Origin of the sequence: Rhodoflexus caldus, from assembly GCF_021206925.1 — a bacterium.
Lineage (GTDB): Bacteria > Bacteroidota > Bacteroidia > Cytophagales > Thermoflexibacteraceae > Rhodoflexus > Rhodoflexus caldus.
Genome location: NZ_JAJPRF010000011.1, coordinates 37,744 through 52,621, shown reverse-complemented (window position 1 = coordinate 52,621; position 14,878 = coordinate 37,744). Strand labels below are relative to the sequence as shown.

At 50.4% G+C, this 14,878-nt stretch carries 10 protein-coding genes and 1 pseudogene; 5 read left to right on the top strand and 6 right to left on the bottom strand.

Features of this window, described 5'->3' with window-relative positions:
- Window positions 1-54: 54 nt before the first annotated feature.
- Together NDK19_RS12310 and nuoK are read left to right on the top strand one after the other, a co-directional pair.
- Window positions 55-2,286 (top strand): carbohydrate binding family 9 domain-containing protein, encoded by a 2,232-nt coding sequence (locus tag NDK19_RS12310; RefSeq protein ID WP_250632194.1) that lies wholly within the window; start codon window positions 55-57, stop codon window positions 2,284-2,286.
- Between the two features lie 303 nt (window positions 2,287-2,589).
- On the top strand, window positions 2,590-2,904 hold the full coding sequence (gene nuoK, locus NDK19_RS12305) for an NADH-quinone oxidoreductase subunit NuoK (RefSeq protein ID WP_250632193.1): 315 nt from the start codon (window positions 2,590-2,592) through the stop codon (window positions 2,902-2,904).
- Between the two features lie 44 nt (window positions 2,905-2,948).
- Here nuoK and NDK19_RS12300 read toward each other — a convergent pair whose 3' ends face one another.
- Window positions 2,949-3,800 (bottom strand): pirin family protein, encoded by an 852-nt coding sequence (locus NDK19_RS12300; RefSeq protein WP_250632192.1) that lies wholly within the window; start codon window positions 3,798-3,800, stop codon window positions 2,949-2,951.
- Between the two features lie 192 nt (window positions 3,801-3,992).
- Here NDK19_RS12300 and porN point away from each other — a divergent pair.
- Window positions 3,993-4,826: pseudogene (porN, locus tag NDK19_RS12295) on the top strand (type IX secretion system ring protein PorN/GldN).
- Between the two features lie 16 nt (window positions 4,827-4,842).
- Here the strand turns inward: porN and NDK19_RS12290 are convergent.
- Entirely contained in the window at window positions 4,843-5,601 is a 759-nt protein-coding gene (locus NDK19_RS12290; protein WP_250632191.1) for an OmpA family protein, read from the bottom strand.
- A gap of 122 nt (window positions 5,602-5,723) precedes the next feature.
- Here NDK19_RS12290 and NDK19_RS12285 point away from each other — a divergent pair, with 122 nt between their 5' ends.
- Both NDK19_RS12285 and NDK19_RS12280 read left to right on the top strand, forming a co-directional pair.
- Window positions 5,724-7,226, top strand: a complete 1,503-nt coding sequence (locus NDK19_RS12285; protein ID WP_250632190.1) for a sigma 54-interacting transcriptional regulator — start codon at window positions 5,724-5,726, stop codon at window positions 7,224-7,226.
- Entirely contained in the window at window positions 7,207-7,983 is a 777-nt protein-coding gene (locus NDK19_RS12280) for a DUF2279 domain-containing protein (protein ID WP_250632189.1), read from the top strand. Before NDK19_RS12285 ends, NDK19_RS12280 begins: the two co-directional genes overlap by 20 nt.
- 22 nt (window positions 7,984-8,005) lie before the next feature.
- Here the strand turns inward: NDK19_RS12280 and rnpA are convergent, their stop codons facing one another.
- The 4 genes from rnpA to NDK19_RS12260 form a co-directional block, all read right to left on the bottom strand.
- Window positions 8,006-8,425, bottom strand: a complete 420-nt coding sequence (rnpA, locus tag NDK19_RS12275; protein ID WP_262910323.1) for a ribonuclease P protein component — start codon at window positions 8,423-8,425, stop codon at window positions 8,006-8,008.
- A 32-nt stretch (window positions 8,426-8,457) separates the two neighbouring features.
- Entirely contained in the window at window positions 8,458-8,616 is a 159-nt protein-coding gene (gene rpmH / locus NDK19_RS12270; RefSeq protein WP_250632187.1) for a 50S ribosomal protein L34, read from the bottom strand.
- Between the two features lie 70 nt (window positions 8,617-8,686).
- On the bottom strand, window positions 8,687-13,720 hold the full coding sequence (porU2, locus tag NDK19_RS12265) for a putative type IX secretion system sortase PorU2 (protein ID WP_250632186.1): 5,034 nt from the start codon (window positions 13,718-13,720) through the stop codon (window positions 8,687-8,689).
- Window positions 13,717-14,838 carry a putative type IX sorting system protein PorV2 gene (locus NDK19_RS12260; protein WP_250632185.1) on the bottom strand — a complete coding sequence of 374 codons (1,122 nt, stop codon included), beginning with the start codon at window positions 14,836-14,838 and terminating at the stop codon, window positions 13,717-13,719. The genes porU2 and NDK19_RS12260 overlap by 4 nt, the downstream gene beginning before the upstream one ends.
- Between the last annotated feature and the right edge of the window lie 40 nt (window positions 14,839-14,878).

Below are 14,878 nucleotides of genomic sequence, written 5' to 3'. Positions count from 1 at the left end.
GCCCGACATATCAGCCCGATTTTTAATTCCGTTTTACTTTAACGCTGTACCTTATTGCGCTGTATTTTTACTGTTGCCCTTTTCGCGGGCATTCTTTTGTGTAGTTTCAACGGTGCGCAGGCGCAGTCCTCGGCTGCCCACAAAGAGGCGATGTCTATCCGTATTCAAAAGGCAAATACCAAAATTACCCTCGACGGTGTGCTAGACGAACCCGAATGGGACGTAGCTGAAAAAGTCGGCAACTTTTTTCAGTATTTTCCTTTTGACAGTTCGTATTCGGATGCCAAAACCGAAGTGCGGATGACCTACGACGAGCAGTTTGTCTATGTAGGGGCAACCTGCTACAACGATTTGAAAGGCAATTACTTAATTTCCTCGCTGCGGCGCGACTTTCGCGGGCCTGCCTACGACGGTTTTACGGTTGTTATTGACCCGTTTTGCGACCGTACCAACGGCTTTTTCTTTGGTATCAGCCCGTTTGGGGTGCAGCGCGAAGGTCTGATTGCTAATGGGGGCAGCAGTTCGGCCGATTTTGCCCTTTCGTGGGACAATAAATGGTATGCCGAAACAAAAATACATCCGGGAGGCTGGACCGTGGAGATTGCCATTCCCTTTAAAACCCTGCGATTCAAAGAGAATGCGGACAAATGGTTTGTCAATTTTTATCGCATAGACAGCAAATATAATGAACGCTCTACATGGGTGCCGATTCCGCGCAATTTTCAGTTGTATTCGCTGGCCTACACTGCCGAACTGCTCTGGGACAAGCCACTGAAAAAGCCCGGCTCCAATCTGGTGGTTATTCCCTATGCGGCGGGCGGCATTTCCAAGCAACATCTTGCCGGAACCGATACCCATTATCAGCGCAGCGTCGGCATGGATGCCAAAGTGGCGGTTACACCTGCGCTTAACTTAGACCTGACCGTCAACCCTGATTTTTCACAGGTAGAGGTGGACAGGCAAGTTACTAATTTAGACCGCTTTGAAATTTTCTTCCCCGAAAGACGGCAATTTTTTCTGGAAAACGCAGATTTATTTGCCGATTTTGGCATGAATCGCTTGCGGCCTTTCTTTTCGCGGCGGATTGGGGTTGCCATAGACCAGCGCACCGGGCAAAACATCCAGAACACCATCCACTTCGGTGCGCGCCTGAGCGGCAAGCTGAACAGCAACTGGCGCACCGGCCTAATGACCATGCAGGCCGCTCCCGATGATGCCATCGGTCTGCCGGGCTATAACTATTCGGTGGCTGCGTTGCAACGCAAGGTATTCAGCCGCTCCAATATCGGCGGCATCTTTGTCAATAAAGAAACCTTTGCGCCCATCACCGAACCCGACCCGACGAAGCGCCCCATGCGTTTCCATCGGCTGGCAGGAATTGACTACAACCTCGCTTCCAAAAGCAACGAATGGACAGGTAAGTTTTTCTTCCATAAAAGCATAGCGGAAGAAAGCCTTCCCGAAGCCTTCGTACATGGTGCTAACTTAGTTTACAGCAAGCCCACACTCACGGTGGAGTGGACGCATCAGGTAGTTGGGAAAAACTACACCGCCCCTGTGGGCTTTGTGCCGCGCAATAATTTCCGACGCATTGCACCGCGCATTGTGCGCAACTTTTTCCCCAATTCCAAAACCATTAACCGCTACGGCTTTTTTGCCGTTACAGATGTTACCTGGAATGCGGAAAATGGCCTGACTGACCATAATATTTCGTTGGGTAATACGGTGCGCTTTCGCAGTACAGCCGAATTTGATGTGGCACTTTCACGCGATTATACCCTGCTTTTCCGCCCTTTTGACCCCACCAATACAGGCGGCGAGCGACTGCCAACGGGCACGGCTTACACCTATTACAGCCTGAGCGCCAACTATTCGGGCGATACACGCAACAACTTTTACTACAACCTGCAAACCTATATGGGGCAGTTTTTCAATGGCAACCGCATGGGATTTTCAGGCGATTTGAACTATCGCATTCAGCCATATGCACTGCTGTCGCTGGATTTTACCTATAACAGGCTGCGCTTTCCTGCGCCATACAACAGTGCCGACTTGTGGCTGCTCGGCCCCCGATTTGACGTAACATTCAGTCGCGCGCTCTTCCTGACCGCGTTTTTTCAGTACAACAGCCAGATTAACAACATCAACATCAACACGCGCCTGCAATGGCGGTTTAAACCCGTTTCCGACTTCTTTCTGGTATATACCGATAACTACTTTGCCGATACACTGCTCGTAAAAAATCGGGCATTGGTTGCTAAGCTGACCTATTGGTTAAATATTTGACGAAATTTTAGTAGAAAGTTGGCTAATTTGACAACGATACACAGATTGTTACAGACGACACGGTTTTCGCTGATTTTTTTAAATCCGAATTCCTAAATGTCAGCGTATTTTTGCTTGCCTAAGCAAGTGAGCAAATTAACGCGTTCTTTTTTACCGCGGAGTGCACAAAGGTTTAACCGCAGTGTACACAAAGAAAAAATTCATCATAAAAACACTCAGCGGCTCTTCGCGTAATACTCAGCGGGCTTTGCGGTAAATTTGAAAGGTCATTTTAAATTGCTAACTTACTTGTATTGAAACATTATGTGGCAAACCCTTACACCGCTCCATTACTGGATTCTTTCAGCCTTGATTTTCTGTATCGGGATGGCTGTTGCGATTACCAAACGCAATATTATCGGTGTGCTGATGGGGCTGGAACTGATGCTGAACGCTGCCAATATCAATCTTGTTGCCGCTTGGCAGAATGAACCGCAGGCTGTTGAGGGACAAATTTTTACACTTTTTATTATTGCCATCGCGGCCGCTGAGTCTGCGCTGGCGCTTGCTATTGCCTACCAAGTGTACCGCCGCTTCGGGACGGTTTCATTGGATAAAATTTCTACAATGAAAGGTTAGCCAACCAGACATAGTTGCCTGATTGGCATTGACAACAGCGCTTACTATCCCCGCCAAACACCAAACTTACCCATTTGGTAGTCCATATATGCCTGACGGATTTCTGCTACGGAGTTCATTACAAACGGCCCCTGCGCTACAATCGGCTCGTGGAAAGGCATTGCATGGCCAAAAATCAACAGTGTTTCCGTATCGGTAGTGATGTGCAGTTCGCTGCCTTTGTGGGCAAACTCTACCAGTTCCCGATGGCGCACGGCTTGACTGTTCACCTCAATATTGCCGTGAATGGTATAAAGGAAGATACTGCGCTCGGCTGCTACTGTCGTATCCCACACTGCGCCGGGTTGCATTGCTACTGTGCTCAGGAAAACATCGGTCAGCGGCCGAACGGCTCCCTGATGCCCTTCGTGGTTGCCTGCAATCAGGTTGATGAGTACATTTTCGTTCACCTCCACGGTAGGTATATCTTCTTTTTGCAAGCCGATGTAGTTCGGCTTAGTCATTTTCAGTCTTGCAGGCAAATTGAGCCACAATTGCAGAATCTCCAACTCGCCGCCTGTGCGTAAAAACTCTTCCGATGAGGTTTCGGCATGAATCAGCCCGCTGCCTGCCGTCATCCACTGTATGCCGCCTGCTTTAATGACACTTTGGAAACCCTGTGAATCGCGGTGCATAATATCGCCCGATACAATAAAAGTTACCGTTTCCATGCCGCGGTGCGGATGTGGGCCAAACGGCAGCCCGTGGTTGTTGGGTGGATACACCTGATAACCGTGATGGTTGAGGAACAAAAAAGGGTCTATGTGTTGCAGTTCGCGGCCCGGCAGTGGTGAGTAGGTTATTAAATCGGCAATCGGGTGATAGGCCGCCTGATGTATTTTCTTGATGGTTCGCATGAATGAAACAATATAAGTTGTAACAACTATTGTTGTAACTACAAAACTTCCCGAATGTTCTGAACCATCGGCTGCTGACACCAAATTTTTTTAGAAAAAAACAGGAACATAAAAGAAACCTTAGGTATTAAACAATGGAATTCGGTGCGCAACGGATGCCATCCTTTCATTACTTAAAATCGGAAAGAACCCATGAAAAAGTTATTTTGCATCATCGCAGTTATTGCTTTTGTGTATTTGCCGAACTTTTCGGCTTCGGCACAGGAACGAATGGAATTCGGCTACAATACAAACTCTATTCGCCCGATTAAAAACGACAATCAGTTTTTCAGAAAAACCTTGTGGTACATCATAGACCTGCGCGAAAAGCAAAATCAGCCGCTCAATGCGCGCGGTTTTGAAATTACGCGTCTGCTAATTGATGCCGTGTAATCGGGCATGTTGCGTCCGTTTACCGACGACCGTCTCAACGAACGCCTCAGCCTTGAAGAGTTCAACAATCGGCTGACCATCAGCACGTCGGCACCTACCGAAGAAGAACTCCTGTTTGGCCAAGACGACCCGTGGGGCGAAGACACGGAAGTTGCTACGCCCGCTGCCCCTGCCTACTACCTGCCGGGTAAAGATTTATACTTGCTGGAACTCAAAGAAGACATCATTTTTGACAAAACCCGTTCACGCATGTATCGCGATATCCAATCTATTACTATGATTTTGCCTGCCGAAAGAACCACCATCGGAGTAGATAAACCTATTGCAACTTTTTCTTTCAAAGAAATCGTTGAAAATGTGTTCAGAGATAACCCGAGTGCCATTTGGTTCAACAACCAAAATCCGCGGGAACACCGCAATATGGCAGAAGCCTTTGAACTGCGCCTGTTTCGCGGACACCTCTACAAATACACCAACGGCGATGATGAAACCATCGCCGATATATCATCGCGGAACGAGGAATCTGCGCTCCATGCTTCCCTGCGCGCCGAACACGGATTGGTGGACTATGAAGGTTATTTCTGGGAAAACTAACCTGCCCGACCGTTTATTAATCCACCACCTTAATTTCCACCCGACGGTTCAATTGGCGGCTGTCGGGTGAGTTATTGGGTACGGCAGGTCGGCTTTCACCCCATGCCTGTACGCTCACCATTTCCTCGCTGATACCTGTGGTTTTCAGCATGATGTCTTTGATACGCTCGGCGCGCTTTCTTGACAAACGTTCGTTGTAAAAATCGCTACCGAAACTGTCTGTATGGCCTTCAATAACGATTTTGTAGCCATATTGTACATAAGCAGCCGCGTTGCGGATGGTTTCCATGTCTTCTTTGGTGAGTTCATCCTCATCAAATACGAAATACAACGGGCGCAGCATTGGCTTAGGCGGTTTTCCTGTGCTTACGGTTGTGGGTGTAGTATCCTTTTTGGGCGGCATGACTAACTCCGGCACTGTTTCCTGCGACGGCGGTTCGTAGGTCAGGTTGGGGGCTCCCTGATAAGTGATGAATGCAGTGTTTTTGCTGCTGCTAATCCGCACATCGGGTTTGAGGTCGGGGCAGGGCATTGATGCACCTCCGGCACGCCGCGTAGCACCGGGTTTCATGATGCGTCCCGATTTTTTTATCGGGTCGTCTTCAAGAGAAACCGCCCCCGCAGATGTGTGCGAGTAGCGCGAGGTAGTGAAATTGGCCGCAACCCTGCTTTGCTTTTTGCGCTTTTTCTTTTGTTGTGCCGCTGCCGAAAAAGGCAATGCAATTACCAATAACAAGAGTAAGATAAGACCGGTATGACAATAAAGGCGCGCCATAGTGGTAAGAGTTTATTGGTAAAGTACTACCTTTAAATTTACGAATTTTAGCGGCCATTGGCTAACTTTATAGGGCTAAAAAAAGTTAATACTTCCAAATAGCATATTTCTGACCTAACTGCATGAACTATTCCCAGCTGTCTCCCGACCAACTACTGAAAATCAAGACCTTAGGCGAACTAAAAGCGGCAGGCTATACCAGCCGTTCGGTAAAGCAGGAACTGCGCGACAACCTGATTCAGCGCCTGCGCAAAGGCGAGCCTGTGTTCGCCGGCATCCACGGCTATGAGTTTACCGTGCTGCCCGAAGTGGAACGTGCCATCCTTTCTATGCACAATATTAACCTGTTGGGCCTGCGCGGGCAGGCAAAAACCCGCATTGCCCGACTGATGGTCAATCTGCTGGATGAGTACATCCCTGTTATTAAAGGCAGCGAACTGAACGATGACCCACTGCAGCCGCTTTCGCGCTTCGGCAAGGACGAAGTAGCTACCCACGGCGACCATACGCAGATTGAATGGCTGCATCGCTCGGAGCGCTACACCGAAAAACTGGCAACCCCCGATGTGTCGGTAGCTGACCTCATCGGCGATACCGACCCCATTAAGGCGGCTACCTTGAAACTGCCCTATTCCGACGAGCGCGTGATTCATTTCGGGCTCATTCCACGTTCGCATCGCGGCATTTTTGTTATCAACGAACTTCCTGATTTACAGGCACGTATTCAGGTTGCGCTCTTCAATATCTTGCAGGAAGGCGATATTCAGATTCGGGGCTTCAAACTGCGCCTGCCGTTAGATATTCAGTTTGTATTTACGGCTAACCCCGAAGACTACACCAATCGCGGCAGCATTGTAACACCATTGAAAGACCGCATTGACAGTCAAATTATTACACACTATCCGAAAGATATTGCCACAGGGCGAAAAATCACTCAACAAGAAGCCTACATTAAGCCTGAGCAGGAAAAAGTAGAGGTATTTGACCTCGCAAAAGACATGATTGAGCAGGTAGCCATGGAAGCCCGCAACAGCGAATATGTGGACGCTAAAAGCGGTGTTTCGGCACGTTTGACCATTTCTGCCTATGAAAACCTCGTCAGCGCAGCCGAGCGGCGCACACTGCTCAACGGCGAAACCGCAACCCATGTGCGTGTCAGCGATTTTTGGGCAATTATCCCGTCCATTTCGGGCAAGGTTGAATTAGTATATGAAGGTGAGCAGGAAGGCGCGGCATCTGTGGCGCAAGCATTGGTCGGCAAAACGATACGCACTTTCTTTAAACAGTTTTTCCCCGACCCCGAAAAGGAAAAGAAAAAGACCAACGGTGCATACAAGGCCATACAAGACTGGTTCGGCAATGGCGAACATTTAGACTTGCTCAACGATGCCTCCGACCACGACTACCGCGCCATGCTGGACAGAGTGCCCGGCCTCCGCGATTTGGTCAAGGCCAAACTGCCCAACCTGAGCAGTAACGAGCAATATTTCATGATGGAATTTGCACTGCACGGGCTGGCAGAGTATTCGGTCGTAAGTCGCAAAAACTTGGAACGCGGCATCCAGTTCAAAGATATCCTGAGCGGCATGTTCAGCCTCGGAGCCGATGAAGACGATGAGGAATAACACGTTCTCCCGCAGAGCATTTTTGGGCTGTGGTGCTTTGGCACTTGCAGCCCTTATTTATTACCTGTTAGATAGGCTTTGGTATGCCGCCGCACCGCGCAGCCGCCCCCACTGGTTTGATGACAGCCGCGACTGGCAACAAATGGACAAAGCAGGGCACGCATTTGCTGCCTACCAGATGAGCCGAATAGCCCACCGTCTCTTGCTTTGGGCGGGAGTAGCTCCCGAAAAAGCCCATCGCTATGCCGCCCTTCTTGGTTTTGCCGCCCTTTCACCAATTGAACTGTTGGACAGCTTGGCAACCACGCACGGGGCAAGTGCCTACGACCTAATGGCAAATGCAGCGGGTGCGGCACTGTTCGCCTCACAAGAACAGGTGGCAGGCAAGCAGTTCATCCACCCCAAATTCTGGTTTGCGCCCGGCCCCTATGCTGCCCTGCGTACCGAAAAGCTCGGCCGCAACTTTGCCGAGCAACTCATCAAAGACTACAACGGGCAGAGCTATTGGCTTTCCTTGCCGCTGCCTTTTCTGCCTGCCGATTATCGGTGGATAAGGGTTGCGGTCGGATACGGTGCCACAGGGATGGTCTATGGCAACCCCGACCAAAACCGCCGTGCAGGCTACCAATCGCGCCGTCATTTTCTGCTGGGTTTAGACTTGGAACTCCCCGTCCGTTTAAAACGGCACAAAGCAGGCAAAATCGCAGGTTTTCTGTCGGAGACATTCAGGCTGCCGCTGCCCGCTGCCAAATGGTAAGCACGGTATAGGGGGAAAGCGGTTAAGGTGCTGTCTGTGTCGGTGGTTCAATTTCGGATGCAGGGGTAGCTGCGGGCAAACGGTCAAGTACTTCACGCAGTTGCTGTTGCATGAAAGCGAAAGTTTCGTGCTTCTTTCCCACGTAGATAATGCCCAAATAAGCAGGAAGTTGGCGTTTCCGAGCAAGTAATTCAGATTTGTAAACCCGATAGATTTCGCGACAGCGGCGTTTAATCAGGTTGCGGTCGTGGGCGCGGCGGAAATTTCTGCGCGATACGGAAACCAATATCTGTGGAAGTTTGCCGACATCAGCGGCAGATGACGGCATGAGGTAGGCAATTTTGAACGGATACAAAAAAAGAGAGGAGCCTTTCGCAAAAAGCTCCTGTATCATTTTTTTGCTTTTAAGCCGTTCGCGCTTTGGTAAACCATTGGTTTTCAAAACCTTACACGCTCATTTTTTGGGGTTTCGGATTAACCTTTATGACGAGGCTCATCAGAAACAGTCAGTTTTTTACGACCTTTTGCACGGCGGGCTGCCAATACACGGCGGCCATTGTGAGTGGACATGCGCTCGCGGAAGCCGTGCTTATTGCGCCTTTTACGATTGGAAGGCTGGTAAGTTCTTTTCATGACTATTCGCTTTTTAAGGCTGCAAATTTAGCACGGCTTTCTTTTATGGCCAAATGTTATTTCAAAAAACCTACTTCATCAGGTACAATTTCCCGTAGCCCTGCCTAAACATGTCGTCGGCAGCAGTCGGGCGGCGGTCAAAATCCTCTCCGCCTGCTTTGCGCACATCTACCTTGTACAGGTACACACCACGTGCCAACTGGTCGCCGAACTCGTCGGTACCGTCCCATGCATACTGGCTGATATTATTGCCGATTTGCAGCGGCCCTAAGTCATCCTTGAAAATAGTTTTGACTACCTTGCCCGAAACGGTCATAATCTGAATGCGGATATCTTCGGGAATTTCGCCCGTGAGGGTGAATACGAAGCGCACATTGGTAGAAAACGGATTCGGATAAGGATAGAAATTTGTTACCGTTGTTTCGTTGATGACGCGGAAAGTGATGCGGTAAGGTTCTCTGCCCGAAGGATTGCCCGTAACATCCCGTGCCTGTACGGTGAGCAGATAGCTGCCGTTGGGCAGTTTGTTAGAACGATATTCAATAATGAATCTGCCCGAAGCATCCACCCGCCAATTCAGGTTGGGGTCGTTAAAGTTAATCCGGCGCATCTCGGCGTTGGGTGTATTTAACCCTATGCGGATATCCCATCCGCTGGTGTCGCGTTTGATGAGTCGTTTGTTTTCATCTTTCAACGTGATGATAATAAACGGCTCGGGCGAAACAATTTCCCCGTCCATAATCTGCCGCCCGTCTATGGCCACATCCAGCACGGGGTTGATATCGTCGGGTTTGGTTCGGAAGCGCACCTGCAACACGTTGTTTTCATAGACCTGCTCGGGCTGTATGCGCGGATTGACGGTTACGGTCATGCGGTTTTCACCCAAAAATTCCAGCGAATTAATCGGCACGCGGAAGTAGGTTTGTTCATTGCGCTTGGGCGCAACAATGCGCATACGACGCGTGGAGGCAACTCCTGTCTGCGTATTTTCAATGCGATATTCTACCGTCAGGCTGTCCGCAAAATCGTTGCCCGATATGTTGAGGAAATAGAATCCGATTTTTGCCGTATCGCCCTCTATGATGTTGAGCGTGGTATTTTCCCGATAAGTAAGCGTATCGTAGAGCAAAATGCCTTCGGGGACTTCTTTGTAAATAACCTGCCAGCGCTGCAACTGATAGGGTGTGCGGTTCAAACTGTCCACTACTTGCAGGCGCAGCCTCAGGTAAGGTATTTGTGCCGGATTCAGGTCGCGGAGGGAGAAGTTATCGGGGCGTACATCGCTGAACACCTGACGCTCATTTCCTTGAAAATCAATACCGAACACATCCAATCGCCAGCTTTCGCGCTGTGGATTTTCAGCATTGTTAATCAGGCGGAACAGGCTGCCCCACTCTGCCGCAGGGCCTATCAGTGTGGAGGTTATCGTGCCGTTGTTGGGCGTAAAGCGCAAGGTATGGTTAATGGTAGCCTGTCCGGTGTTGTTACCCGAAAAAGCCTCTATTGCCGTGCCTTGCGGGCTTCCTTTTCTGCCGATGATAATCATGGGTGCACCGCTTGGGTAGCGGGTGCGGAAAGTTGCCACATTTACACCGATGCTGCCCATGGCGTTCAGGTTGCCTTGTCCCCAACCGCTGAAACCTACGGTGCGGGAGTTCATCACAATCACATAGTCGCCGTCTTTGACTCGATTAAAGGTTTGTTGCAATATATCGCCACGAACCAGTTCGCACTGGTCAATGGCTGCCACCAACAAAGACGAGCCGCAGGCATCCATGCCGGCATCTGGTCGGTAGAACTGTCCCGTTTGTCCGTCAATGGCAGTAATGAGCAGACGGTCTATGCTCACGCCCGGCACGCAGAAACGGCTGGGCTGATTCAGGGCGCAACTGTTGGTAATCAGGGGTTGTCCGTTTACATTGAGCGCAAAGTTGAGCGCATTGGCATTGGCATTACCAAAAGCCGTTCCCGTAAAGGTGAGTGTTTGGTCTTGAAAGTTCCATTTGCGGCGTTGCAAATCTAACTGCATGGCACGCTGTTCATTTTTGCGGAACTGCGGATGGCGGCTTTGCGACCAACCGTCGGGGCTGTTGCGAATGAACACAAAAGAGGACTCCGCCCATGTGGTGTCCTCATCGGCACGCGGGTCGGCATAGCGCACGCGCCAGTAGAAAACCGTACTGTCGGGTACGTTGGGCAGCCCCGTTGTCCATTGTGCCGTAATGTAACCGAAAACGGTGGTATCGCGCCTGATGCTGCTGTTGAACAGGTAAGAAGTGTCTAACTGGAAACGATAGCGGCGCTCTGCCGAGAACGGGTCGGAGTTCTGTGCAATAAACGGCACAGGCTGTCGGCTGACAATGCTGAACTCCTTGGGTGCAAGCGGAATCATCGTACCGCGCAGGAAGAAGAAATTGAAAATGGCGGTATTATTGTCTTCCCGCAGTTCGGCCACGCGGTTTTCTGCATCTACCGTAATTTCAAAGCGATTCATGCCGAAAATGCGATTTTGCGAATTGCGTGGATTGACTACGGTGAAGTACAGTGTATCCTGATAGCGCACCGGATTGAAGGCACGCACAGGCAGGATATCTACCGAGCCATCGGAGTAAGTTCGGCGGATGGATACGGTCAGCTCGTTGCGGTCGGTAATGCCGAAATTGGAAACCACCATACCTATGCGGAAAGAGTCTGCCTGTGCCGTAATCACCCGCGCATTGTTGAATCCGTTGATAAATACTTTGTCGTTGCTGATGGCATAGTCGGGTTGCGGTGCTCTGAACAGATGCAGGGCAGGGTCTCCCGCCAGAATAAACTGCTGTGCATTGGCAATGCTGAAATCGGTCGGTGAGCGTTGCAGGTAGTCTGTCAGGAAGTTCTGCATGGCTTTGCCGATGGGCAGATTGATATTTTCGCGCTTGCCCAATACGTTTTCGTAGAAAATTTGCGTGTAGGAACGCAGTGGCCCGGCAAAGCCTAAGTGTCCATGTGCCAGCCAAATCACCGCACCGCGTTGGGCAGTATTCAGCCAGTCTTCGGCCAATGAAATGTTGTATTGAAAAACATCACCCGAGCCGCAGCCGTTCACAATTACCATCGGATAGCGGCGGCGGTTGTTATAGCCCAGCGTAGTGTTGGAAACCCGCCCGATATCAATATCGGTAAAATCCAGTGCGGCGTGGCCATAGAAGGTAATCAGCCCCAGCCCGCGGTTTACTTGGTCGCGGATGTTGATAAACTCTACAAAGTCGGTGGTTTTCTTGGAAGTGGTTTCTACCTTAGCCCCCAGAAAGTCGCCTTGCGCTACTTCCGCAAAGCCGTCCACATAAGCGCGGAACAGGGCATTTTCCGAGGCCGTAAAACCGCCGCTGAGGTGCAGCACGTTCTTTTTCCATAAATCGTCAAATGCAAATTCCTCATACTCAATCACCTTATTGAGGTAATTCACCACATGCGAAGGGTCAAATGCCGGCAGTCGGCCGGTAGGAATTGCAGGTACGTGCTTGGGAAAACCTGCCAGCCCTGCCGTAATTTCATTGTCCGAACCGGGGCTGCCATAGGGCGGAATCTGTGTCCATGCAGCTATGGAACCCGGGTTCATGTAGTGAAAAGCTGAAATCTGTAAGCCTTTGCCCAACAGGAACAAAAACTTGGGGTTGCCATTTGCCAATGCATAATCAGCAAAGCGGCGAATGGCCAACGGGTTGGGTTCACCTTCGGTAAACTGGTCAAAAAGTTCGTCCACATTGACCAACAAAGGGCGATAGTTGCCCCCTTTGGCCGATGCGCGGTAGTTGGCATATGCCTGTGCCGGGTCGGGGATATTGCCCGAAGGACGGCGCACAATCGGATGGGAAACAATCAGGTAATCGGAGGTTTCTACCGGCAAACGGCGGAAATTCATGCGTGTGATACCCGTAGGGCGCGTAATGCGAGCATCTGCATACAGCACACGACCGCGCAGCGTATTAGGCACAACTACTGAAAGCCCGCCGCCTGCACTTTCCCCGTTCATGATGCTGACGTTGCCTTCGTCGGTAATGTCTAACAGGCGAGTATTGGCAGGTACGTTGGTCAGCACGATGCGTGAAGTACCGTTGGTGTTAGGGTTCAGGTTGAACTTGCGGAAAGTACTGCCCTGCAAATTGAAGCCCTGCGGATAGGTCAGGTAAAAATGCCCGATAGCCACTTCCTCATCGGCGCGCTCTACCCGATTGACACGGTAGCCCATCAGCAAATTGCCCGAAGGCGAAGGGAAGCGGAAAGTTGAGTCCAGATTGGCCACCAAGTCCACTACCGAATAATTCTGGAAACGGGCATTGGCCACACGAGTTTGATTGGCAGCAGTCGTGCCTAAAAACATATCCACATCGTGGAGGGTATTGTTGCGCCCGGCCACGCGTATGACGGCTCGGGGTTTTACTATCAAATCGCCGCGTGGCTGCACCACGTCCTGCAAGGCATAGGTACGATTGGTAATAGTAGTGGAGGGGCGAAAACTAAGCACGACCAAACCTTTTCCTTCGTTGAAATGCGAGAAAAGTCCGCCGACATCGTTGTTGTTGATAATGGTAGTAGGGAAAAGCACGCCGTTCACAAAGTTACCGTTGCGGGAATCTATAATCTCCTGCATGTGGTAGGTCTCGGCGGGGATGCTATTGTTGCGCTCTGCCACTACGGCCATGCGTTTGCCGCGAGTATTGCCGACAGTCAGGAAATAGTAGGCTGTACCTTCGTAAAAGTTCGCATACAGGTTGGTTACATGGTCGGGGGTTTCGTACATGGGCAAAATCAGGTCTAACCCTGCCGGCCGACCAAAAAACTCTATGTAGTCTGCCGCATCAAATCGTCCGTCGCTTTCACCAACCACATTGATGGCAATTTCCCTTCCGCGGAAAAACATGCGGATGTTGCGGGGGTCAATGGTGGCAGTTGATAAACCCGCCGCTTGCAAGTCGGCAGGCAGGATGCGATAAATCCCCTCTGCACGAACAGGGATTTTGTAATAGGTTTGCTGATAGTCAATCCACTCATTGCCAAATCGTTGTGAGTGGGCTGCCCATGCTGTCAGCAATAACAGGCAGCACATAATAAGCCGTTTCATCGCTTGGTTTTTTTGGTCTTTTGTTTATCCGTTTTTGCTTTTTCAAAGTCGCCGCGCAGGCTGAATACGTGTGAGTAAAGTACTGCATCGGAACGCAGGGCATTTGCCAGCGCATAGTCTATCTGAAAATTCAGGATGCGAAAACCCAGCCCGAAGCTCGGCTGCATCTGCGTATAGTAGCTTTTATCAAAGTTTTGCAGGCGCTGAAAATTGCTAACGCCGCCGCGCAGGAAAAACGTTTGCTTGTAGTGCCATTCCATTCCTGCCTGTATATCAGCAGAAATCACATCGGTGCGAAGCAAAGTGTTCCGCTTGCCATCGGTAGTAAAGGTGAAGCCTGCCGTAAGCACTGCGCCCATATCTTCACCCAACGGAATTTCGCGGGCGGCATCTGCCACAATGCGCGGCAGGGTCAATTCTATGGCATTGGTCGGGATTTGGTTGCCCGTTTGCGAAAAAATTTCAAATACGCTTTCCGAGTTGTAGTTCCATACGTTGAAAGTGCTTGTAATATCTCTGCCCGCAACGCCAAACCACCATTTGCCCCGTTGCAGTTGCGCGCCCACGTCCAGCCCAAAGCCCCACGCATTGGCAAAAGCACCGGCCGTGCGGTGGATAATTTTGAGATTAGCTCCCCCCTTCAATCCTTTGAGCAGCGAACTTTCCCGCGCATAGGACAGCAGGAATGCATACGAAGCATCGGCAAATGAGCCTACGTTGTTATAGTTCACGGAGCCGTCGGGTGCAATGAGCAGGCGTGTGTCGGGGATGTTATCAATCCCCATGCGAATGAGGGAAAAACCAATGGCGCCGCTTTCGTCTAACTTGGCGGCGATGCCTGCATAGTCGTAATTGGCTACGCCGCCAAAATATTCAGAGTGCATCAACGATGCCTGAAAGGGCTTTTTGATATGCAACAGGCCGGCAGGATTCCAAAAGGCAGCTGTAACATCGTTCGCCACTGCTGCCTGCGCACCACCCATTGCCAAGGCGCGCGCACCCACGCCAATACTTAAAAAATCATTGCTGTATTTAGGTGCGGAAATGCCCTGCGCTAAAGTTGGCAAGGCAGCAGCACTCATCAACAGCGAAAATAAGATAACTTTACAGGTCTTCATACCTTCGGGGAGAGTCTGTTCAAAAATACAATTTTTCCCA